Genomic DNA, 22,792 nt, shown 5'->3' with positions numbered 1-22,792 from the left:
TTGTGTTAAAAAATCAATATATTTATTTAAAAAAAATTAAAAAAAATCGAAAAAAGTTATTAGTAATAGTGGGTTGGTAGATATAATTAAATAAAATTGTTTAAAAAAAGCCTTCTAAAAGTTTACAAATACTAATCAAGTTAAAATTAAGTTGAAAAATAATTTAATAATAAATTTTAAAAGAAAAAAATTCCAAATATATTTAAATAAATAGTCTTAAGTAGTGGAAAAAAGCTACATAATTTTGATATAATATTATTAAATGAAGAGAGGAGAATAAAAAGTGAAAGATATGAAAAGTGAAGGCCTGTATAGAAGGAATGGTAAGAAAGTATATATAAAGCAACCTGAATATAGTGAAATGGCGTATGTATCTGAACTTTGGAGTGATGAAGCCACTATGGAAGGTATTGGTGGTGTTTTTAATTTTAGTGAAGATAAATGGGAGCCATTTTATAAAAAGATGGTTAGTCCATCAGATGGTAAGAATTTTTACTGTTTAATATACAATAATAAAGATATACCAGTTGGAGAAGTAAGCTTTCATGGATACGATCTTGTAACTAAAACTGCAAGGTTTAACATAAAGGTTCATGATAAACATAGAAGACGAGGATATGGAAAAGAAGCAATAAATCTGTTATTAGAATATTATTTCCAAGAATTTGGAGGTAATATAATGATGGATACAGTTAGAACTGAAAAAGGAATAGAACTCTCTAAAAAATTTAAGTTTGAACAAATAGGAAAAGCAAAGGAAGGGATTACCTGTAGGATAACTAAAGAAAAATTTTTTAATTCTAATAAAGGATCTAAAAAATATGTTGAAGTATTGGTTTTAGATGGAATGAATGTTTTAGATTATTCAATGCCTTTTGAAATATTTAATAAAGCTAATAATATAGCAAAGGAAGAGATTTTTAATACTTCAAGTGTTTCTTTTGTAGATAAGATAAAAGGAAACTCTGGAATAGAAATAAAAAGAAGTGCTGGAAGTGAACAAAAACCTAACATAATAATAATTCCTGGTGGTATTGATACAAAAGAAAATTCTAAAAATATAATAGACTATATTCTAAAAAATTATATAGAATGTGATTATATTTGTGCATTTTCTGAGGGAATAAGTTATTTAGTTAAATGCAAGGAATTAAACGGAATTTTTGTACCAAATGGAAAGTGGATTAAATCACTTTTAGATGAAGAAAAAAGAACGCTTAGAATACTGAACAAAAATTATATAGATAATGGGAAAATAATGTTAAGCACAAATCTTATGGGAACATTAGAGCTTTGCTTAAATATTGTAAAAAAAGTTTGTGGTGGAGAAATAGAAGAAAAAATTGAAAATGAATTAGGATTAAAATAGGACAAGTTTATATACATTGTCCTATTTTTTTATTTTTATAATATACATATAATATAATACTTAGATTTAAGAGAGAAAGTTTAATTTAAACTTTTATAATTAAATTGGAGGAAATATGTATAGGAACTTAAAAAATTCTAAATTTATGTATCTAAGTTTAGTTATATTGATAACAATAGTTATTTTTTTATTTTTAAATGATTATCAACTAAAAAAAGAGGTACGCTGTTCAAAAAAGATACTTAAGTTTATGGAAGAAGAAAAAATAATAGATAGTTTAGAAGAGAGTACTTATACAAGTACAGTATCTAGAGTAAATAAAAAAGGAAACATAAAATTATATAAAATAAGCAATGAAAAATATACATTAGAATTAAATGATAAATATGAATTGGTAGCTTTTACAAATAATAAATATAGTAACCCTAAAAATGAAATAAACATTAATAAAGCTATAAATCTAGGAGAAACATACTTAAATAAACTTTGTAATAATAAATATTTATTTGTTGGAGAAGTAAAAAATAAAGATAGAGATAAATTGCCATATTATGTTCTAAAATTTCAAAGAATTATAGATGGATATCCTTATTACGGAATAGAAGTGATATTAAATATTCATAAAGAAACTGGAAAATTAGTAGGATATATAAATAGAGCAGAAAGTATTGACGTTAGAGAAACAAATATAAATATAAGTGAAGAAGAGGCTAAAAACATTGTTAAAGTTAAATTAGAAGAAACAAATAGTAATGCTAGTATAAAGGATGAAACTTATATAGCTTATTATAGTAAAAATGAGGGAAAAGAAAAAAGCAAATTAGTTTACATTATAAAAGTAGAATTATTAAATAAAAAAATAAGAAAAGAAAAATACGATTACTTTGTAACTGCTGATAAAGGAGAGATAATTAATATAATTAAAGAAGTTGAGCATAGTAGTTATGAAGAAAAATAAAAAGCACACAAATTAGTGTGCTTTTTTTATTCCCATTCAGAAATATTTTCTAAACCTTCAATAGAATCTTTCTTAAATATAGGATCTTTAATTCCTTTTTTCTTTTGTTCAGTATAATCTTTAAGAGCTGCAAATGCAATTTTACTAAGAAGAAATATCGCAATTAAGTTTACTATTGCCATGAATCCCATGAATACATCAGCTAAATTCCAAACTATAGAAACTTTAGCTAAACATCCGCTAAATACCATAAAAACAACAAATATTCTGTAAAGAAAAATATATCTTTTTTTAGATGTTAAGAATGATATATTAGATTCTCCATAATAGTAATTACCAACAATTGAACTAAATGCAAATAATAAAATACAGATAGCAATAAATATATTTCCCCAAGAACCAACTTGAGCACTAAGAGCACGTTGAGTAAGTTGGATTCCCTCAACACCTCCTGAAGTATAATCAACTCCTGATAAAAGTATAATAAAAGCAGTACAACTACAGATTATTAAAGTATCAGTAAAAACTCCTAATGTTTGAATTAATCCTTGCTTTACAGGATGAGAAACTGAAGCTGTTGCTGCTGCATTAGGAGCACTTCCCATTCCAGCTTCATTAGAGAAAAGACCTCTCTTAACACCAATTAAAATTATTCCGCCAAGAGTACCACCTGTAAATTGCTTAAATCCAAAAGCATTTTCAAAAATTAAAGCAATAGTTTCTGGTAATTTAGTGAAGTTAATTAATATTATAAATAAAGCTACTAAAATATATGCAACTGCCATTACAGGAACAATAACTTCAGATACTTTAGCAACTCTATGTACACCACCAAATATTACAAAAAGAGTTATTATTGAAAGAATTATTGCCACTACTATTTCATTTACATTAAATGCTTCATGAAAAGATGCAGTTATTGTATTAGCTTGAACAGCGTTAAAGACTAATCCAAATGATATAGTTATAAGAATTGAGAATAATACTCCCATCCATTTTTTATTTAAACCTTTTTCCATATAATAAGCTGGGCCACCTTTGAAAGTACCATCAATGTCTTTTTCTTTATAAATTTGAGCAAGTGTAGATTCTATAAAACTAGAAGCAGAACCAAGAAGTGCAATAATCCACATCCAAAAAATTGCTCCAGGTCCTCCAGCTGCTATAGCAATAGCTATACCTGCTAAATTACCTGTACCAACTCTAGAAGCAGTGCTAATACAAAAAGCTTGGAAAGAAGATATGCTTCCTTTTTTATTCTTATTTCCTATACCATCCCCTAAAAGTCTAAACATTTCTTTTATGTATCTAAATTGAACAAAATTAGTTTTAATTGAAAGATATAAACCAAGAGCTAATAACATAGCTATTAAAATATATGTCCACAAGAAATCATTAAAACTAATAATAATAGAATTTAAAGCATCCATTATTTAATACCCCCTACATATCTTATTTAATATACATTTTATATTAAATAAGATTAAAATGCAATAATATAAAAATAATTATGCAAAAAAGTTCTTATAAAATAAAAAAAATAAATTAAATAGGATTAAAATGCAAGAAGTGTTTTATATTAATTCAAATTATAAAATGTTTTTAAAATTAAATTTAATAAATAAAAAAATACTACCTAATTAAAGGTAGTATTTTGGAATGTTAAGCTGCTATATCGAATTTATTTGGTTTTGCTCTATTTGAATTATTAGATTGAGCATTAGTAGGTGGAGCTGCATTATTAGCAGGTGGGGTATTATTAGTAGGTGGAGTTCCATTATTAACAGGTGGTGTATTATTAGTAGGTGGTGTAGTATCACCACTTGGTTTATTATCAGTTCCACCTTCAGAAGTTCCACTATCACCTTCAGTTATATTTTCTGAAGGTGGAGTAACTTCATTATTTTCATCTTCTAATTTTTCATTAGTATCTTCTTCTTTAGGCTCTTCATATTTGCTATTATCATATGATGTTGGTAAAACATATTTACTGTCAGCAGTATTAGCATTTGGATAATCTTTCTTTATAAATACTTTCATAACTCTTAAGTTAGGTGGAGTATTTTCATTAGCAAGAAGATTATTTTTGCTATTTACTTCAGCTTCAACATGAGTTTCACAATATCCAGTAGGTTGAGTACCAGATATAAACATTTCAGTTCTTATTCTATTTCTTCTAGGATCTCTTTTGCAAAGGGATGTAGGTAATTTACCTGAATCCATACAAACAGAAGTTTTTACAATTCCACTAGGCATATTTATATCAGTAGTACTTAATCCAGCATTAGCAATATTCATTATTTTACCCCAAAGAGAAGCCGCAGTTTGTCCAGATCCACCACCATTTATTTGTCTTTGATTATCATAACCAACCCAAACAGCTGCACTATAGTGAGGCGTTAAGCCAGCAAACCAATAATCTTTGTTACTATCAGTAGTACCAGTTTTACCAGCTACAGGCATAGAACCAAATTTAGCATATGATGCGTTATAAGTTATTGGACCTTTTAACATATCATAAAGAATATAAGCAGCTTGTGGTGAAAGAACATTAGTTTTTTCTTTTTTAGCTTCTAATATTACATTTCCATCTCTATCTAGAACTTTAGAGTAAAGCTTTGGTTCTATATAAACTCCGCCATTACCAAATATTCCATAAGCAGAAGCCATAACAAATGTATTTCCACCATCAATATCATTAGATCCATTATTAAATTGTCCAAGACCAACAGCTGAAAGTCCTTTTGATTTATCATTAAATTTTAATCCAACTTTTTCACCATAATTAATACCAGTTTTAGCTCCAACTGAATTAGCTGTTAAAACAGAACCAATATTACTTGAATATTTTAGCGATTCACGTAATGATAAAAGTCCTTTATAAGAGTTTGGTGAATTTTTTAATTCTCCACCATATATTTTCTTTATATTTTCATTTTGTGAATCATCAATAACAGAAGCTGCTGTTAAAACTTTTTGGTCAATAGCAGGTCCATAAGAAGTTAATGGTTTTATAGATGATCCAACAGATCTTAGAGCATTATAAGCTCTATTAGTAGATTTTGCTCCTTGATTTCCACGTCCACCTACAATAGCACGAACTTCTCCAGTTCTATAATCTATAACAGTAGCAGCTGCTTGAAGATTAGGAACGCCATCTTTATTTTTAGTATCAGATCCATACATATTGAAATTACTGTAATTATCAAGAATTTTTTGAACATTATCTTGAAGTTGGGTATCTATAGTAGTAAATATTTTTAATCCAGCAGTAGATATTATATTATTTACTTCTTCATCTGTATATTTATATTTAGATTTTAAATCTTTTTTTACTTGGTCTAAAGCAGGGTCAAGTGCCCATTCATATTTAAGTCTGTAATCAATATGAGCACGTTCAAATTTAAGTTTTCCATTATCTAAATCTTTTAATGCTTTTTGATATGTTTCTTCATTAATATAATCATGTTCTCTCATTTTCATAAGAACAGTTTTAGTTCTATCAATATATCTTTTTGGGTTCTGTACATTTTCAGAAATATATGCATTATAAGTATTAGTTGCTTGTGTAACTCCTGCTAAATAAGCACATTCTATTAAATTTAAATCTTTAGCATTTTTATTAAAATAATATTTAGCACCAGCTTGGGCACCATATGAAATTCCACCAACTGGGAAATTATTTAAGTATGCAGTTAATATTTCATCTTTAGTCATATGATTTTCTAATTGCATAGCTAAATATATTTCTTTTACTTTTCTTTCAATTTTTTGTTCATTTGTAAGCATAGTGTTCTTTATTAATTGTTGAGTTAAAGTAGAAGCACCTTGAAGTCCTCCTTTACCAGTTAAATAATATTTAACATCATATAAAACAGCACCACCTAATCTTTTTACATCTATACCACTATGTTCATAAAATCTTTCATCTTCAATAGATACAATTGCATTTTTTAAGTTTTGTGGTATTTCATTAGATTGTAAAGTAGTTTTAGTCTTATCAGCAACGTTTAGTGTATCAATATATTTTTCATCTTTACTATAGAAAGATGAAGGTTGATTGCCATGTTTAATTTTTTCTAAATCTATTTCAGGAACTGTTTTTATAATTGCAAATATATAACCCAATCCAACTACACTAGCAGATAAGAGTAAAAGTAGTATTGAAATAAGTGAATATTTTAGAATTTTCTTTCCCTTTTTATTTTGGGATTTATCTTTAGATTTTTTAGATTTGCGTCTTTTAGAATTTGTTTTATTTTTATTATCCCCATTTATGCCATTAGGTTTTCCACGAGAAATATTTGTTTTACGTGGACCTGTGTTTTGGCCATCTCTTCGATTGTTTGAGATATTATCTTTTGCCATCTGTCCCTCCTAAATTTTAGTGTTAAAAATAATATTCCATACAATTATAACATAATTATATTAGTAGGAAAACAATAGAGAAATAAATAAAGGGGATTTATGAAATATTATACTTGTAAAAAGAAGAGAAGAAAGATAAAGCCATGGATGTTAATTATATTATTAATGATTTTAATTATTAATTTAGTTTTTATGATTTTTGATAAAAAAGTTATGCCAAATGTTTTTGAAATTGCAAAATTAACTATGAAAAATAAAACAACCCAATTAATAAGTGATGTAAGTATGGAAGCATATAATGAATTATTTATAAGTGAAAGTGTTTTAGATATATCAACTGATAAAGAAGGAAACATAAATATGATTAAAGCAAATACTATGAAATTAAATAAATTAAATGCAATAATATCTAAAAAGTGTAATGAAGCTTTGGATAGAATGAGGTCAGAAGGAATAAAAATTCCATTTGGGTGGGTAACAAATAGTAGTATTTATTATGAAGTTGGACCAGATATAAAAGTAAATATTGATCCAATAGGAAATGTATCAACAAAATTTGTAGCTAATTTTGAGAGTGCAGGGATAAATCAAACTAGATATACTGTTAGTTTAGAAGTGGAAGCAAAATTAAATGTACAAGTCCCGCTTTATATGGAAGAAATATCTGTTAAAACAGAAGTTCCTTTGGTAGATGCAATAACTGTTGGAAAGATTCCCGATACTGCAATTGATCTTGGAAGTTTTGGAAAAGAAAATTTTCAAGCAACAGGTAAAAATTAAATAAAAAGACCTAATTTTATAATTGAATTAGGTCTTTTTTACTTTAAATATGAATTTTTGCAATTTTTTTATTTATATTAACTGATAAAATACCAGTTTCTACTGGTTGTGAAGTGGTAAATACTAAATAGAATGAATATTTAGTATGTGGATTTAAATTTGTTCCATATAATATATTAAATGAATTAGTTGTATTATGAATATTATTTGCATCAACTGTATGATTAAAATCAATAGTGTAATTACTGTTATCATAATTTAAAGTAAATAGATTAGGATTTTCTTTTATTTTAAAGCCTTCTATTTTATTATCAGTAATATTTTCTAATGTTACTTTTACAATTGCAAAATTATTTGGTGTAGTATAAGTATTTTTACCTATAGTCTTAGCATTATTAAGTGAATCTATAGTAATATTGTGATCCCCCATTTTAATAGTTTGACCAATTTTATATATACTTGAAGAAGTAGTAACTTCTTTGTTAGAAATTGATTTTGGAGTAGAATTATAATCGTAAATAGCAAATACAAATATTAAAATTATAATAATTACTCCAATAAAAACTTCAAGTTTTTTGGATTTTTTATTATTAATATTTTCAGACATTAAAAATTCCCCCTGTAAATTTTTCTTACATACATTTTATCAATTATTAAAAATATATTTAAAGAAAAAATATTATTAAAAGGATTATAAAAAAAGATAAGTATTAAAAAAATTTTACTAAATTGTATTATTAACTAAATCTAATTAATAAATATAAAGTTATTATATTAAAATTGAAAAAATTATTTTGAAAATTTAAATTTATTGTAAAGTTATAAACCAAAATATATAATAAATAGAAAAATAATTAGATATTTACAAAAAGTACTAATAATTTAATAATTATGATTGAGCATAAAAAATTTCTTTAGTTAGAAAAATATTATGTTATTTTATATATAATGTACTATAAATTTAGAGATAGTTTTGAATATAAATAGGTATAATTATTCAACTCAATAGATATAATATATATATTAAAAATAAAAACCTAGATAAAATATTTATCTAGGTTTAATGTAATTAAAATATGTTATCTAAACTTCCCAATTGAAGACGTAAGGAACATTTCTATAATAATCACCATAATTTAATCCGTATCCAACAACGAAAAGATCATCTATTGGAAAACAACAATAGTCAGGTGTTATTTCTACTTGTCTTCTTGAAGGTTTATCTAAAAGAACGCAAGTCTTAACTGATTTTGCTCCCAATTTTTTTACGTGTTCTACAACAAAATTCATAGTAATTCCACTGTCAACTATATCATCAACTATTAAAACATCATATCCTTCTATATTATCAGGAATATCATTTACTACTTGTACATTTCCAGAACTTTCTTCGCTATGACCATAACTTGATGTAGTCATAAATCCAATTTTAGCTTTTGTGTCAATGCATCTAACTAAATCAGCAGCAAAAATAAAACTTCCTCTTAAAAGTGAAAGTACATAAAGATTTTTGTCCTCAAAATCTTTTGTAATTTGTGCTCCTACTTCTTTAGTTCTTTCTTTAATCTGTTCTTCAGAAAAAAGTATATTACGTTTTTTATTTTCCATGTTTAAAACCTCCAAGTTGTATATCGATTGTTCATACTAATAAAAATACTGTATTATTCCATAAAAATCAAGGATAAATTTATGACCTGATGTTTACAATACTATATAGATAGAGTAGAATGGAGACAATCTAAAGTCATAAATAAGAGGTGATAGTATGATACATGGAAATGTAGATGGAGTTAGAAACTCAATATTAAACGAACTTGATCTTTTATATGGTATAAAAACTCAAAAGACAGAATTTTGTTCAACTGAAATAATAAATACTATAGTAAAATTATCAACGCAAATAGAAAGAGAAATAAGTGTAGCTATAGATAGAAGAGGGAAAGTTACATCAATTGCAATTGGAGATTCCACATCAGTAGAACTTCCAATTTTAGATATAAATGAAAAAAGACTTTCAGGAGTGAGAGTTATTCATACTCATCCTAATGGATATAGTAATCTTTCAGCTTTAGATTTAACTGCACTTTTAAAATTAAAATTAGATGCAATAGCTGCTATTGGAATTTATGAAGGAAAAATAATTGATTTCTCAATAGCGAATCTTACAGTTTATAATAATAATCTTGTATATGAAGAAAAAAATAATATATCATTAGATGGATTATTTTCAATAAATATTTTAGATAAAATAAAATATGCAGAAAGTCTTATAAAAGAAAATGATGTGGAAGAAGACTTGGAAGAAAAAGCTATACTAGTAGGTTCAGATACAAAAGAAAGTTTAGAAGAACTTGTAGAGCTTACTAAAGCTTGTGAAATACCAGTTTTAAAAACAGTATTTCAAGGAAGAAATAAAATAGATCCAGCTTTTTATATAGGAAGAGGAAAAGTTCTTGAAATAGCAAATTTAAGACAGACTGAAAGAGCAAATTTAATTATATTTGATGATGAATTATCAGGAGCACAAGTTAGAAATTTAGAGAATGCTATAGGTGCTAAAGTAATAGATAGAACTACTCTTATACTTGAAATATTTGCAAGGCGTGCTAAAAGTAAAGAAGCTAAAATTCAAGTAGAACTTGCACAATTAAAATATAGAAAAAGTAGGCTTATGGGACTTGGAACTGTTCTTTCAAGAACAGGTGGAGGAATTGGTACAAGAGGTCCTGGAGAAAAGAAATTAGAAACTGATAAAAGACATATAAATGAAACAATATATGATCTTAATTCTGAACTTAAGAAGATAAAGAAAACAAGAGAAGTTCAAAGAGAAAAAAGAAATAAAGAAAACATACCTAAAGTTTCTCTTGTTGGTTATACAAATGCAGGAAAGTCCACTTTAAGAAATGCTCTTTGTAAAGTTGCAGCTTTAAAAGATAATAGAACTAAAGAAGAAGTTTTTGAAGCTGATATGCTTTTTGCAACTTTAGATATAACAACTAGAGCTATAATATTAAAAAATAAAGGATTAATAACTCTTACGGATACAGTTGGATTTGTTCGTAAGCTTCCACATGATCTTGTTGAAGCTTTTAAATCAACATTAGAAGAAGTAATTTATGCTGATCTTTTATGTCATGTTGTGGATTCTTCAAGTGAAGATGCAATAGAGCAAGTAAAAGCAGTAGAAGAAGTATTACGAGAACTAGATTCTTTAGATAAGGAAACAATTCTTGTTTTAAATAAAGTTGATAAAGCATCAGAAGAACAATTAGAAGAGATAAAAAAAGAGTTTTCTAACTATAACATAGTTGAAATATCAGCTAAACAAGAGGTTAATTTAGATCTTCTTATAGAGAAAATTGAAGAAAAGCTTCCATATAGTTTAAAGAAAGTTGAGGTGGTAATTCCTTATAATAGAGGAGATGTAGTATCTTTACTTCATAGAAATGCTAGAATTTTAAAAGAAGATTATGTAAATGAAGGAACTTTAATGGAAGTTGAAGTTGATGAAGAAATTTATAATAAAACAAAGGAATATATAATAAAAGAATTAAATTAAGAATACAATTTTATAAAGTAATTTAATGGAGTTGATATTTTTTGGATTCAGATGATAAAAAAAGTAAGCGATTAAATGGAGATAGTAATACTGACAAAAGTTATCAAGGATTAACTGGGCAAGATAGTGATAATACAAAATCTACTAACACACAAAATATACAAAAATCACAAAGTTCATTAGAAGATCTCGCTTCACATGTAGCAGAATTAAACTCTATAAAAGAAAATATGAATTCATTTAATATACCAAGAGATGAAGAGTTATTTTATGAAAGAAAAGTAAAGCCATTAGTTCAAAGTATATATTTTTTATCATTATCTTCAAGTAGTATAGCTAATACAGCGCAATTAATGCAAAATAATGCTTATAAAAAGAAAAAAGAAATGAAACATGCATTAGATTTGACTTATGAAATGAATTTAGAAATTGAATGCTTATTTGGAACTATGTTTAGAAGAACAAAAATATTTAGAGATGGGATAAATCAAGCAATAAAAATTTGTGGACCAGGTGAAAAGTTTTGGGAAGAATAATTAATTTTATTCTTCCTATATTTTTACTAAGATATTAAATTAAAAATATGTAGTTAAAGATATAATAAATTAAAAATAAAAGAATATAAATTTTAAAAGGAGTAATTTGAAGGAGGGAGAGATTTGAATTCAGATAATAGAGTTAACCCTACTGGAAGTAGTGTAAAGAAGTCAATAGCTACAAAAAATATAACGAATTCAGGTTCTTCTTCAGATATAACGGAAAATGAAATAGAAGATGCATTATTAGATATTACATCAAAAATTTCAGAATTAAATTCTATTAAAGAGGACATGAACTCATTTAATATATCGAATGATGAATTGGTATTTTTTGATAGAAAACTAAGACCATTAGTAGATATTATATATTTTTTATCATTATCTTCAAGTAGTATAGCTAATACAGCGCAATTAATGCAAAATAATACATATGGTAGAAAGAGAGAGATAAGGCATGCAATAGATTTGACTTATGAAATGAATAAAGAGATTGAAGAATTATTTAAAGTTTTGAGAAAAAGATCGTGCATATTTAGAGAAGGTATAAATATAGCAATAGATAGGGGAGAGAATAGCTTAGAATATTATAAGAAAGATAAGGAAGAATAATTTATTTTATACTTCCTATTTTTTTATGTTTATAAGTTTTATATAATGTAATAGATATAATAGATAAAAGGGAGATAACTTTATGTGGGTAGATGAAATAAAATTTACAGAAAATAGACCTAAATACATAGAAATCTATTTAAAAATAAAAGATATGATAGAAAATGAATTGATTGAAGATGGAGATAAACTCCCAACAATAAGAAAATTAAGTGAAGAATTAAATGTAAATAAAATAACAGTTATTAATGCATATAAAAAATTGCAATCTGAAGGATATGCTTATCAAAAAATAGGGAGTGGAACCTATGCTAAAAGAAAAGAAATAAATTTTAATTTTAGACGTGAGTATTCAAAAACTTTTAAGATTATAGAAAGTAAAAATTATAATTTTGTAGATTTTACTGGAGAGACAACAAAAGAAATATTGTTTCCAATAAAAGATTTTAAAGAAATTATAAATAAAGTATTAGATAGAGATGGGGAAGAAGTTTTATTAAGTCATAGTACATTTGGATATAAACCTTTAAGAAGCACTATAAATAATGCTTTTTGGAAAAATAAAAAAGAACTTGAAAATATACTTATAGTATCAGGAGCACAACAAGGAATTGATATTTGTTCTAAGGCGATAATAAATATCAATGATAATGTAGTTGTAGAAAAGCCAACTTATGGAGGAGCCTTATCTGTATTTAAATGGAGAAAAGCAAATATATTTGAAATTCAAATAGAAGATGATGGAATTGATGTTGAAGGTTTAGAAAAAATATTAAAAAATCATAGAATAAAAGCTCTTTACGTTATGAGCTATTTTCAAAATCCAACAGGAGTATCATATAGCTTAGAAAAGAAAAAAAAGATTTTAGATTTGGCAAATAAATATGATTTTTACATTATAGAAGATGATTATTTATCAGAGCTTATATATGAACAAACTTTAGAATATGTGCCTTTTAAAAAATTGGACATTTATGATAGAGTAATTTATATAAAAAGCTTTTCTAAAATTTTCTTACCAGGTATAAGACTTGGGTATATGATTACACCTACAATTTTTAGAGAAAATTTTTTAAAGTCTAAACTTAATACAGATATTTCAACTTCAAGTCTTATGCAAAGGGCTTTAGAATATTATATAAAAAATTGCAAATGGAAAGAAAATATACTTTTATTATCTAAAGAATATAAAAAAAGATATAAAACAATGGATAAGGAAATTGAAAAAAATTTAAGTAAATATGTTGAATATAAAAAACCAAAAGGAGGATTAAACTTTTATTTGAAATTAAAAGAAGATAAAATAAGTTCAATAGAGTTATTTTTAAGACTTAGAGAAAAAAAAGTTTTTATTACTCCAGGAATTATGTTCTTTAAAAATAAAAAAGATGGAGATAAGTCTTTTAGAATAGGTTTTTTTCAAACAGATGTAGAAAAGATAAAAGAAGGAATAAAGAAAATAAAGGAGGAATTAGATGGCGTATATAACAATTAGAGATAGAGGAGAGGATAGCTTTGAAGAAAAAAAATCAGAGTTTATTGGATATGCTAAAAGAGTAGAAACAGAAGAAGAAGCAAAAGAATTTATAAATGAAATAAAAGCACTTCATAAACAAGCTAGACATAATTGTTTTGCATATGTAATAGGAGAAAATTATGGAGTTCAAAGATATTCAGATGATGGAGAACCACAAGGAACTGCGGGAATTCCAATATTAGAAGTTATGAAAAAAAGCGGAGTTACAGATTGTGCAATTGTAGTAACAAGATATTTTGGAGGAATACTTTTAGGTGCAGGAGGGCTTACAAGAGCATATACTAAAGGTGCAAGTATAGCTTTAAAGGCTGGTGGAATTGTAGAAAAAGTAAATGGATTAAAACTTTCAATTGAGGTAGATTATGATTTACTTGGGAAAATTCAATATACATGTGGACAAAATATGTGGTATATAGAAGATACTGAATATACAGATAAAGTTATAATACATATTTATGTAGAAGAAGATAATAAAGATTCTATAATAAATGAATTCATACAAATAACTAATGGAAAAGCTATAATAAGTGAATCAGAAAAAGAAATTTATTTTAAAGAAGAAAATAGACTTTATAAAAATATAAGTTGTTAAAAAAATATAAACTATGCAAATATTGAACAATAAATATTTGAGTGATATAATTTTATAGAAAATACTTTTTTATAAGAGACAGGAGGAATAAATATGTCAGGACATTCAAAATGGCATAACATCCAAGCCAAAAAAGGTAAAATGGATGCAAAAAGAGGGAAAATATTCACAAAGATTGGTAAAGAGCTAATAATGGCAGCAAAAAATGGTGGTCCTAATCCTGACTCTAATGCGAAACTTAGAGATATAATTGCAAAAGCAAAAGCAGCAAATATGCCTAATGATACAATATCAAGAGCAATTAAAAAGGCAACAGGAGAATTAGCAGCTGTAAACTATGACCACATTGTATATGAAGGATATGGTCCATCAGGTGTAGCTGTAATAGTAGATACATTAACAGATAATAAAAATAGATCTGCAGGAAATGTTAGAAGTGCTTTCACTAAAGGTGGTGGAAACATGGGTACACAAGGTTGTGTAGGATTCATGTTCCAAGAAAAAGGTGAAATAGTTATAGAAAAAGGTGACTTAGACGAAGAAGAAGTTATGATGACAGCTTTAGATGCTGGTGCAGATGACTTCCAAGCTGAAGATGAAGTATTCGTAGTTTACACAACTCCAGATACTTTTGGTGAAGTTAGAGAAAACCTTGAAGGTGCAGGATATGAATTCTTAGAAGCAGGAGTAAAAATGATACCAGATACAACTACTGCAATAAATGAAGAAGATGCTAAGAAGTTCCAAAAAATGCTTGACTTACTTGAAGATGATGATGATGTTCAAGAAGTTTATCATAATGCTGAATTCCCTGAAGGATGGGAAGGATAGTATTGGCTATCTAATTTAGAAAACTTAGTTTAATAATTATATACATTAGTATTTTAATACACTTTTGTTGTCGATATACATAATTATTATATATCGTCAACGGAGGTGTATTTTTTATTATTGATTATTTAAAACAGTAAAAAGATTATTTATAAAAATAGTTTTAGATAAAAAATTATTTTTTAATAATTTTATTATTGAAGAAGAGATTATAAAAATTTCACATCAATTTCTTTTTTTATGTTTAAAATAAAATACTCGTAAATGATAATAATAAAAATAAAAAATATAAATGCTTAATAAATTTTATACGTTTATATAACTAATTAAAAATATAAAAAATAATATTATATTCATATCATTTTAAGATTTATATGATATTTTAAAGTAAATAATAAAATTAACTTAAGGAGAAATATATGGGATTATTTTCATCAAAAGAAGAATATATATGTAAATGTATGCATATAACAGAAGAAGAAATAGTAAAAGCAATAAAAGATGGAGCAGATACTTTTGAAAAAGTTAAAGAAGTTACAGGAGCTGCAACTAAAAGATGTAAAGGAAGAAGATGCAGAGGGCCTATAGAAAATTTAATTAAAGAGAATATTTAATAATATTAAATTTAAAAAGCTAGATGACATTTATTCATCTAGCTTTTATTTATAAGAAAACTCTTTATAGAAACTTCTATGAAGAGTATATATTTTAAAAACAGCTTTTACATTTCCCATAAGAAGCACTTGCTTCTTCTAAAGAAACTTGTCTAGCTTTATTAGGATTCATTCTTCCACAATTATTTATTCTATGATATTTTGACCCTGTTTCTGACAACCAAACAGTTTGAGTTACTGGGGTAGTATTATTGAGAGTAGGTTTCTTTGAATTTGAATTATTTTTACTATTATTAGTTTTAGAAGTAGATTTATTAGTATTTGTTTTATTAGATTTACTAGAAGTAACTCCAGTGTTTAATTGTGTATTAGTATTGTCATTATTAGTTTTTATATTTGTAGTTGAATCTTTAGAGGTATTAGTATTTTTGGAATCTCTATAATTATAGCTACCTTCAGTACAATATGTAGTTATTCCATTTCCAGTAGAATTAAATACTACATTTCCACATTCGTCTGTTCTATGAACTTTTATATTTTTATTTTTAAGCTTATCCATAGTAGATTTATGTGGGTGTCCATATTTATTTTCTTTTCCAACTGTTATAACAGCATATTCAGGAGTAACTTTATTTAAAAATTCAATTGAAGTACTAGTTCTAGAACCATGATGACCTATTTTTAATAAATCAACATCAACCATTTTATTTAATATTTCTGATTCTGTTTCTTTTTCAGCATCTCCAGTTAAAAGCACTTTATCTTTTCCATTTTCAAAAAGAACTACTAAAGACTGTTCATTTGAATTTGAACCTCCATTACTATTGAATACTTTAAACTTAGAATTATTGCCCATAGAAAATTCGATTCCTTCTAATGGAACACTTGGTTGTAAGTTTTTAGTTGAAGCTGCATTTATAAAGTCTTTATAAGTAGAAGTGTCAGAGTCTCCATTTGCAACTAAAAGTTGTTTTACAGAAATAGAATTTATTATGCCATCTAGACCACCTATATGATCTGCGTGAGGATGAGTGGCAATCATATAGTCTAGAGATTTTACATTATTTCTTTTTAAATAATCTAGTATAAGATTTTCATCTCCATTATCTCCACCATCTATTAACAAAGTTTTTTCACCTTGTATTAAAATAGAATCACTATTTCCAGTATCAATAAAATGAATCTTTACTTCTTGATTTAAAGTATTTTCTTTTGAATTAGAATTTATAGAAGGAGTTTCATTATTAGAAGATTCTACATTTTGATGAGTATCAGCTTTAGCTGTAGAAGATTGAGTAGCAGAGCAGCCAGCTTGAGATAAAACAGTTAATAAAACAATAAGAGTAGTAATAAACCTTTTAAATATTTTTTTTTGCATAAAAAATCCCCTTTTAACCATATATTAAAAATACAGAAGATATAATAGCATATTATGTCTAAAATGTAAATTTAATGTCTTATTTTAAAAGGGAAAATAAAAATTATTTGATTTTTATATAATGACTTTTAGAAACTAAAATCCAAGATATAAGACTTATTAATCCAACAATTAAATACATAAATCCTATATCAACTATTTTATTTCCAAAATTAAATGTTATAAGAAACATACCAATGCTTCCCATTATAGTACTAGCAAAACTTATTAAAGAAGAAGCAGAACCTATATTATCATCTTGTTGTAGCAACATAAGGTTAGTTCCAGGTGGTCTAAGCATATTACCAAATAACATTGCAGGTATAATTGTAAGAACAAAAGTATATTGTGTCTTATAACCAAATAATTGAAGTGCGATACCACTTAAAATTACAAGTATAAAGCAAGTAGTAATTATTTTTGCGTCTTTAAACTTTTTAGATAGTTTTATATAAAGTATAGGTCCAATTACTAAAAATAATCCTGTACATGAATAGAATAAACTATAAACTTGATCACTAAGTTTAAAACCATCTATGTATATATACGAAGACATTGTTATGTAAGCCATCATTGGCATACTAGGAATTGAAAATACAAGTAAAAGAACAGAAAATTTAGGATTCTTAGCAACTGTTCCTAATTTACTAAATACTTCAATTAAATTTCCTTTATTAAATACTGTAAGAGTTTCAGTTAATAAAAGACTTCCTATAACAGCAATAACTCCAACAATACTTAAAATAAGAAATATTCCATGCCATGAAGTATAACGTAATATAAATGCACCTATTATTGGAGCCACAACTGGTGTTGTCATAGCTATTGATTGAACAGTAGCAAGCATAGCAACTAATTTTTTACCAGTATAAACATCTTTCATCATAGCAGTGGCAACAGAAACTGCAGAACCACTTCCAATTGCTTGAAGTATTCTAGCAAAAATTAATGTAGTAACTGTTGGAGAGATGAAGCATAAAAAGCTTCCTAAAGTATATAAAATCATTCCAATTGAAAGAATTATTTTTCTTCCATGTTTATCACTTAAAGGACCCCAAAATAGCATACTAATAGCATAAAATAAAAAGAAAAATGTAATTGTTAAATTAAGTGTTTGTATATTAGTATGAAAGCTATTAATCATGCTAGGAAGTGCAGGTAAATATAAGTCAGTTGACATAGGAACAAATGCACTTAAAAATCCCACAAAAGCTATAAACCCAGTATTCCCTAAAATTTTTTGGGATACTTTTGAATTTTCCATTAAAAACCTCCTAATATAAATTTATTAACATTAAAATTTAAATATAAATTTTAAAAATACATTATATATTCTAAAGATTAAGTAAAAATAATGCAAAGTTAATATTTACAAGGATGTATTAAAAAGGTATATATAAAATATTTATATTAAATAAATTTTATATTTTATATAATAATTTAAAAATTAAGAATTTAAATTAACTTTATATTATAAGTTTAATATTTTTATTAAGCTTATTTATTAATAATAGTACAAATAGAATAAATTTATAAAAAAGCAACCTAAAAATCAGGTTGCCTTTTGTTTATATAAATTTATTTAAGAATTGTTTTGTTCTATCTTGTTTTGGATTTAAAAAAATTTCTTTTGGGGTTCCTTCTTCAACAATGTAACCATTATCCATAAATATTACTCTATCAGACACATCACGTGCAAAAGACATTTCATGAGTTACAATCAACATTGTTCTATGTTCTCTAGCTAAATCTTTTATTACAGAAAGAACTTCTGATACAAGCTCTGGATCTAAAGCTGAAGTTGGTTCATCAAAAAGTATAACTTTAGGATTAAGAGCAATAGCACGTGCAATTGATACACGTTGCTTTTGTCCACCAGAAAGAGTTTTAGGATAAACATCTTTTTTTTCTTCCATTCCAACTTTTTTTAAAGAATCTATAGCTATATTTATAGCTTCAGCTTTAGAAAGTTTTTTTACAACTATTAAAGCTTCTGTTACATTTTCTAAAACTGTTTTATTGTTGAATAGATTATAATTTTGAAAAACCATAGCTGATTCTTTTCTTAAACTATTTATTTCTGTTTTATTTGCTGTTTTTGCATTTATAGTTGTATCTCCAATTGTTAAAACACCTGAAGTTGGAATTTCTAAGTAATTTAGGCATCTTAAAAATGTACTTTTACCTGAACCAGAAGGACCTAATATAGATATTACTTCCCCTTTATCTACATGAAGATTTATATCTTTTAAAACTTCTAAGTTACCAAAACTTTTCTTTAAATTTTTTACTGTAATCATATAAAATCCTCCTTAGTAAGTTGAAAGTTTATTTTCAAGTTTTCTTTGTAAAAAGTTAAATATAGAAATAACTATCCAGTACATAATAGCAACTATAATGTAACTTTCGAAAAATTTATAGTTAGAAGCAGCTGACATTTGGGCTGTTGCTAAAATATCTACAACTCCAAGAGTAAAAGCAAGAGAAGAACCCTTAACAGTATCTACAAATATGTTTCCTAAAGGAGGAATTGATATTCTAAATGCTTGAGGAAGTACTACACGCTTTAATCCTTGCCAATATGTCATACCTAATGAAAGACAAGCTTCCATTTGTCCTTTTTCAATAGCTGATATAGATGAACGAAGAATTTCAGCTATATAAGCTGAGGCATTTAAACCAAGTCCTATTAATGAGGCTGTGTAAGCATCCATACCTTTTAAAAATGGAAAAACTTGTGGAAGTCCAAAATAAAGTAAGAAAAGCTGTACAAGCAGTGGAGTACCTCTAAAAAAGGAAATATAAATTTCAGATAATTGCTTTATAACAGGTATTTTATAAAGTCTTATAATTGTTAGAATAATTCCAACAATTAGTCCTAAAAGCATTCCTAAAATTGAAAGAGATAAAGTTATATTAAGTGCTTTAAATAGTAATGGAATAAGAGATAGAGAATACATAAAATCAAAAGTTGATTTTTTAGAAGTCTCTTGTATATTATTTGATATAGAGGTAGCTGAATTTGGATTAGTTACATTAGTTCCAAGCCATTTTTCAGAAATATTTTTTAAAGTTCCATTTTCTTTAAGCTTTGTTATAGCAGAATTAACTTTTTCCATTAATTCTTTATTGTTTTTAGTAAAAGGATATGCATTTTCTATTTTATCAATAGGTTGTCCTGCAAGTTGTAAGTCAAGATTTTTTTCTTTTATTGCAGATACAGCAGATATCCTATCTATTACTACAGCATCTATTCTTCCAAGTAAAAGTTGATTGAATGCTGCATCAGTATTTTGATAAGTAACAACTTTGATATTATTATTTTTATCTTGAGATTTGATTATTTGTTCATAGTTACTTCCAAGATCAACTCCAACACTTTTCCCTTTTAGATCACTTAAGTTAGTTATAGAGTTGTTCCCCTTTTTTACAACTATTTGTGCTCCGCTATATGTTGTAGGTTGAGTGAAATCGTATTTTAGAGTTCTTTCTTCAGTAACAGTTATTTGATTAGCTAAAGTATCAACTTTTCCGCTATCTAACATACCAAACAATCCACTAAAAGATGCAGTTTTAAAATCAACTTTATAGTTCAATTCTTTTCCAATTGCTTTCCATACATCAATTTCAAAACCTTCTAATTTATCACCGTTCATAAAAGTAAATGGATAATAAGTTCCAGAAGTTCCAACAGTAATAGTGTTTTTATAGTTTATATTATCTTTTTTTGTTTTAAAGCTATATACCCCAAATCCAATAGCTAATAAAATAATGACTAAAGAAAATATTCCTACTAATAATTTTTTGTTTTTCATTAGTATCGCTCCTTAAGTAGTTAAATCTTTTTTAAAATTATAATTATTCCTATCTAAAAAGTCAACTTTAAAATGAACAATTAATTAAATATAATTAAGAAATATAAAAAATATTAATAAAAGTAGTAATATGGAAATGATGTATAAATTAGTGAGGTGATGAATATGGAAAAATTAAAAGGTATTTTAAAAAGAAATAATGATGGCTTTATAAATATAAAGTTAGATAGAGAGGTCGAAGGAAAAATATTTTATAAAAAAACAGTTAATGATGAGGAAAAATTTTTAATTGACTTTAAAAGTAATGAAGTTGGATTTAAAGATCCTGACATAGAAAATAGAAATTTTTATATAGTTAAAACAGAGGAAGAAGAGATTGAACTTGCAGAAAGATTAATACCATTAAGTGATTTTTGTAATTTTAGAGACCTTGGGGGATATTATACTCAAGATGGAAGAATGGTAAAATGGGGATATTTTTATAGATCAGAATATTTAAAAGAATTAGATAGCAAAGATTTAAGATATTTTAAAACTTTAAATATAAAATATGTTTTTGATTATAGATCAAAATCAGAAGTGAATGATGCACCAGATATGCAAATAGAAGGAGTTAAAAATATAAATATACCTGCAATGGAAAGTGCAGATGGAAATAATGAAAACCTTGATATGGAAGCATATATGAAAAAGTTTATGAGTGGTAGTGCAACTATTTCTCCAAAAGAAATGCTTAGAAATAGTTATAAAGTAATGCCATTTGGTAATGAAGCTTATAAAAAGTTAATAGAAGCTGTTAGAGAAGATGGAGAATTTGCAATACTTCAACATTGTACAGCTGGGAAAGATAGAACAGGATTAGGTTCAGCATTAATACTTCTTTTATTAGGTGTTGATGAAAAGACTGTAATATTTGATTATTTAGAAAGCAATAAATATAGAAAAAATGATAATGCGAAAATTATAAATACTTATTCTAAATATATTCAAAATGAAGAAATGCTTAAAGTATTTAAAGAAGTATTAGGAGTAGAGGAAAGCTTTATATTAGAATCTTTAAATGAAATAAAAAGCAGATATAATACTTATGAAAATTATTTTTTACAAGAATATGGTATAGATTCAGAAGAATTATTTAAGCTAAGAAAAAAATATTTATATTAAATTTAAATAATAACGTATAAAATTCATCTATTTGTCAATAATCAAGCTAAAAGGAGTGTGATTATTGATGAATAGAAAGAATAAAATAATAGTTTTATGTAGTAGTTTAGCACTTATTGGGATTTTTGCAATAACATATAATGTTGTAAGTAATAAAATTAATAATAGAAATAAAAGTGAAGAAACAGCAGTTTATAATAATGGACAAAAGGCATTAAAAGAAAGCCTTGTAATAGCCTTATATTCAAATAATAAAAATGAAAAAACATTAACTTTAGAAGACTTTAAAAAAGAATATGGAATAGATAAAACCTTAACTGAAGAAAATGTAAAAGAAATATTAGGAAAAGAAGGCTATGAAATAGATAAAAAAACTGATGAAGTTTTTACTTTTAAAAGAACTGTGGAAAAAAAGAAAGAAGCTAATAAATATTTTATTGGAGAACACAATGGATATTTAGCTATTTATAAATCAGATGAAAATGGAAAACTTGATTTAATTAGAGAATATGAAACTTCACTTGATTTAATTAGACTTAGTGATGCAGAAATGCAACAATTAAAAGATAAAACTTATTTTTCTTCAGAAAGCTTAGAAGAAGTAGAAGAAGAAATGACAGAGCTAAATTCGTAAAAC

20 protein-coding genes are annotated in these 22,792 nt (G+C 25.8%); 12 read left to right on the top strand and 8 right to left on the bottom strand.

Translation table 11 applies throughout. From position 1 onward, the window contains the following. The first annotated feature begins 292 nt into the window (after positions 1 to 292). Together HMPREF1092_RS06780 and HMPREF1092_RS06775 are read left to right on the top strand one after the other, a co-directional pair. Entirely contained in the window at positions 293 to 1,369 is a 1,077-nt protein-coding gene (locus HMPREF1092_RS06780; RefSeq protein ID WP_040414049.1) for a GNAT family N-acetyltransferase, read from the top strand. A gap of 115 nt (positions 1,370 to 1,484) precedes the next feature. Then, positions 1,485 to 2,327: a hypothetical protein gene (locus HMPREF1092_RS06775; protein WP_002597901.1), complete on the top strand. Its 843-nt coding sequence runs from the start codon at positions 1,485 to 1,487 to the stop codon at positions 2,325 to 2,327. Between the two features lie 26 nt (positions 2,328 to 2,353). On the opposite strand, the gene HMPREF1092_RS06770 is transcribed toward HMPREF1092_RS06775, so the two are convergent. After that, positions 2,354 to 3,757: an alanine/glycine:cation symporter family protein gene (locus HMPREF1092_RS06770; protein ID WP_002597900.1), complete on the bottom strand. Its 1,404-nt coding sequence runs from the start codon at positions 3,755 to 3,757 to the stop codon at positions 2,354 to 2,356. Positions 3,758 to 3,989: 232 nt separating this feature from the next. Next, the gene (locus HMPREF1092_RS06765) at positions 3,990 to 6,695 is read right to left on the bottom strand and encodes a transglycosylase domain-containing protein (protein ID WP_002597899.1); all 2,706 of its coding nucleotides are present in this window, start codon (positions 6,693 to 6,695) and stop codon (positions 3,990 to 3,992) included. A gap of 99 nt (positions 6,696 to 6,794) precedes the next feature. Here HMPREF1092_RS06765 and yunB point away from each other — a divergent pair, with 99 nt between their 5' ends. Beyond that, the gene (gene yunB, locus HMPREF1092_RS06760) at positions 6,795 to 7,475 is read left to right on the top strand and encodes a sporulation protein YunB (RefSeq protein WP_002597898.1); all 681 of its coding nucleotides are present in this window, start codon (positions 6,795 to 6,797) and stop codon (positions 7,473 to 7,475) included. Between the two features lie 43 nt (positions 7,476 to 7,518). Here the strand turns inward: yunB and HMPREF1092_RS06755 are convergent, their stop codons facing one another. Then, positions 7,519 to 8,082 carry a DUF4352 domain-containing protein gene (locus HMPREF1092_RS06755; protein ID WP_002597897.1) on the bottom strand — a complete coding sequence of 188 codons (564 nt, stop codon included), beginning with the start codon at positions 8,080 to 8,082 and terminating at the stop codon, positions 7,519 to 7,521. A gap of 476 nt (positions 8,083 to 8,558) precedes the next feature. After that, positions 8,559 to 9,083, bottom strand: a complete 525-nt coding sequence (gene hpt, locus HMPREF1092_RS06750) for a hypoxanthine phosphoribosyltransferase (RefSeq protein ID WP_002597896.1) — start codon at positions 9,081 to 9,083, stop codon at positions 8,559 to 8,561. Positions 9,084 to 9,240: 157 nt separating this feature from the next. On the opposite strand from hpt, the gene hflX reads away from it, so the two are divergent. The 7 genes from hflX to HMPREF1092_RS06715 all read left to right on the top strand — a co-directional run bounded on the left by hflX (position 9,241) and on the right by HMPREF1092_RS06715 (position 15,759). Next, positions 9,241 to 11,037, top strand: coding sequence for a GTPase HflX (gene hflX / locus HMPREF1092_RS06745; protein WP_002597895.1), 1,797 nt, complete (start codon positions 9,241 to 9,243; stop codon positions 11,035 to 11,037). A gap of 41 nt (positions 11,038 to 11,078) precedes the next feature. Further along, positions 11,079 to 11,573, top strand: coding sequence for a hypothetical protein (locus HMPREF1092_RS06740; RefSeq protein ID WP_002597894.1), 495 nt, complete (start codon positions 11,079 to 11,081; stop codon positions 11,571 to 11,573). Between the two features lie 123 nt (positions 11,574 to 11,696). Next, positions 11,697 to 12,185 (top strand): hypothetical protein, encoded by a 489-nt coding sequence (locus tag HMPREF1092_RS06735; RefSeq protein WP_002597893.1) that lies wholly within the window; start codon positions 11,697 to 11,699, stop codon positions 12,183 to 12,185. Positions 12,186 to 12,267: 82 nt separating this feature from the next. Next, positions 12,268 to 13,680, top strand: a complete 1,413-nt coding sequence (locus tag HMPREF1092_RS06730) for an aminotransferase-like domain-containing protein (protein WP_002597892.1) — start codon at positions 12,268 to 12,270, stop codon at positions 13,678 to 13,680. Further along, entirely contained in the window at positions 13,661 to 14,314 is a 654-nt protein-coding gene (locus HMPREF1092_RS06725; protein ID WP_002597891.1) for a YigZ family protein, read from the top strand. Before HMPREF1092_RS06730 ends, HMPREF1092_RS06725 begins: the two co-directional genes overlap by 20 nt. A 93-nt stretch (positions 14,315 to 14,407) precedes the next feature. Then, positions 14,408 to 15,145, top strand: coding sequence for a YebC/PmpR family DNA-binding transcriptional regulator (locus HMPREF1092_RS06720; RefSeq protein WP_002597890.1), 738 nt, complete (start codon positions 14,408 to 14,410; stop codon positions 15,143 to 15,145). Between the two features lie 419 nt (positions 15,146 to 15,564). Then, positions 15,565 to 15,759: a (2Fe-2S)-binding protein gene (locus tag HMPREF1092_RS06715; protein ID WP_002597889.1), complete on the top strand. Its 195-nt coding sequence runs from the start codon at positions 15,565 to 15,567 to the stop codon at positions 15,757 to 15,759. Positions 15,760 to 15,853: 94 nt separating this feature from the next. On the opposite strand, the gene HMPREF1092_RS06710 is transcribed toward HMPREF1092_RS06715, so the two are convergent. From HMPREF1092_RS06710 to HMPREF1092_RS06695, 4 genes are all read right to left on the bottom strand, one after another. After that, positions 15,854 to 17,137, bottom strand: coding sequence for a ComEC/Rec2 family competence protein (locus tag HMPREF1092_RS06710; RefSeq protein ID WP_002597888.1), 1,284 nt, complete (start codon positions 17,135 to 17,137; stop codon positions 15,854 to 15,856). Positions 17,138 to 17,240: 103 nt separating this feature from the next. After that, on the bottom strand, positions 17,241 to 18,440 hold the full coding sequence (locus tag HMPREF1092_RS06705) for a multidrug effflux MFS transporter (protein ID WP_002597887.1): 1,200 nt from the start codon (positions 18,438 to 18,440) through the stop codon (positions 17,241 to 17,243). A gap of 304 nt (positions 18,441 to 18,744) precedes the next feature. Beyond that, a complete protein-coding gene (locus HMPREF1092_RS06700; protein WP_002597886.1) occupies positions 18,745 to 19,476 on the bottom strand; it encodes an amino acid ABC transporter ATP-binding protein in 732 nt (243 codons plus the stop codon). Positions 19,477 to 19,488: 12 nt separating this feature from the next. Further along, positions 19,489 to 20,991 carry an ABC transporter permease subunit gene (locus HMPREF1092_RS06695; RefSeq protein ID WP_002597885.1) on the bottom strand — a complete coding sequence of 501 codons (1,503 nt, stop codon included), beginning with the start codon at positions 20,989 to 20,991 and terminating at the stop codon, positions 19,489 to 19,491. Between the two features lie 165 nt (positions 20,992 to 21,156). Here HMPREF1092_RS06695 and HMPREF1092_RS06690 point away from each other — a divergent pair, with 165 nt between their 5' ends. Both HMPREF1092_RS06690 and HMPREF1092_RS06685 read left to right on the top strand, forming a co-directional pair. Continuing rightward, positions 21,157 to 22,155 (top strand): tyrosine-protein phosphatase, encoded by a 999-nt coding sequence (locus HMPREF1092_RS06690; RefSeq protein ID WP_002597884.1) that lies wholly within the window; start codon positions 21,157 to 21,159, stop codon positions 22,153 to 22,155. 67 nt (positions 22,156 to 22,222) lie between these two features. Continuing rightward, entirely contained in the window at positions 22,223 to 22,789 is a 567-nt protein-coding gene (locus tag HMPREF1092_RS06685) for a hypothetical protein (RefSeq protein ID WP_002597883.1), read from the top strand. Positions 22,790 to 22,792: the final 3 nt, after the last annotated feature.

Source organism: Clostridium thermobutyricum (assembly GCF_000371465.1).
Classification (GTDB): Bacteria; Bacillota; Clostridia; order Clostridiales; family Clostridiaceae; genus Clostridium; species Clostridium thermobutyricum.
This window is presented reverse-complemented; position numbering and strand designations above follow the sequence as displayed.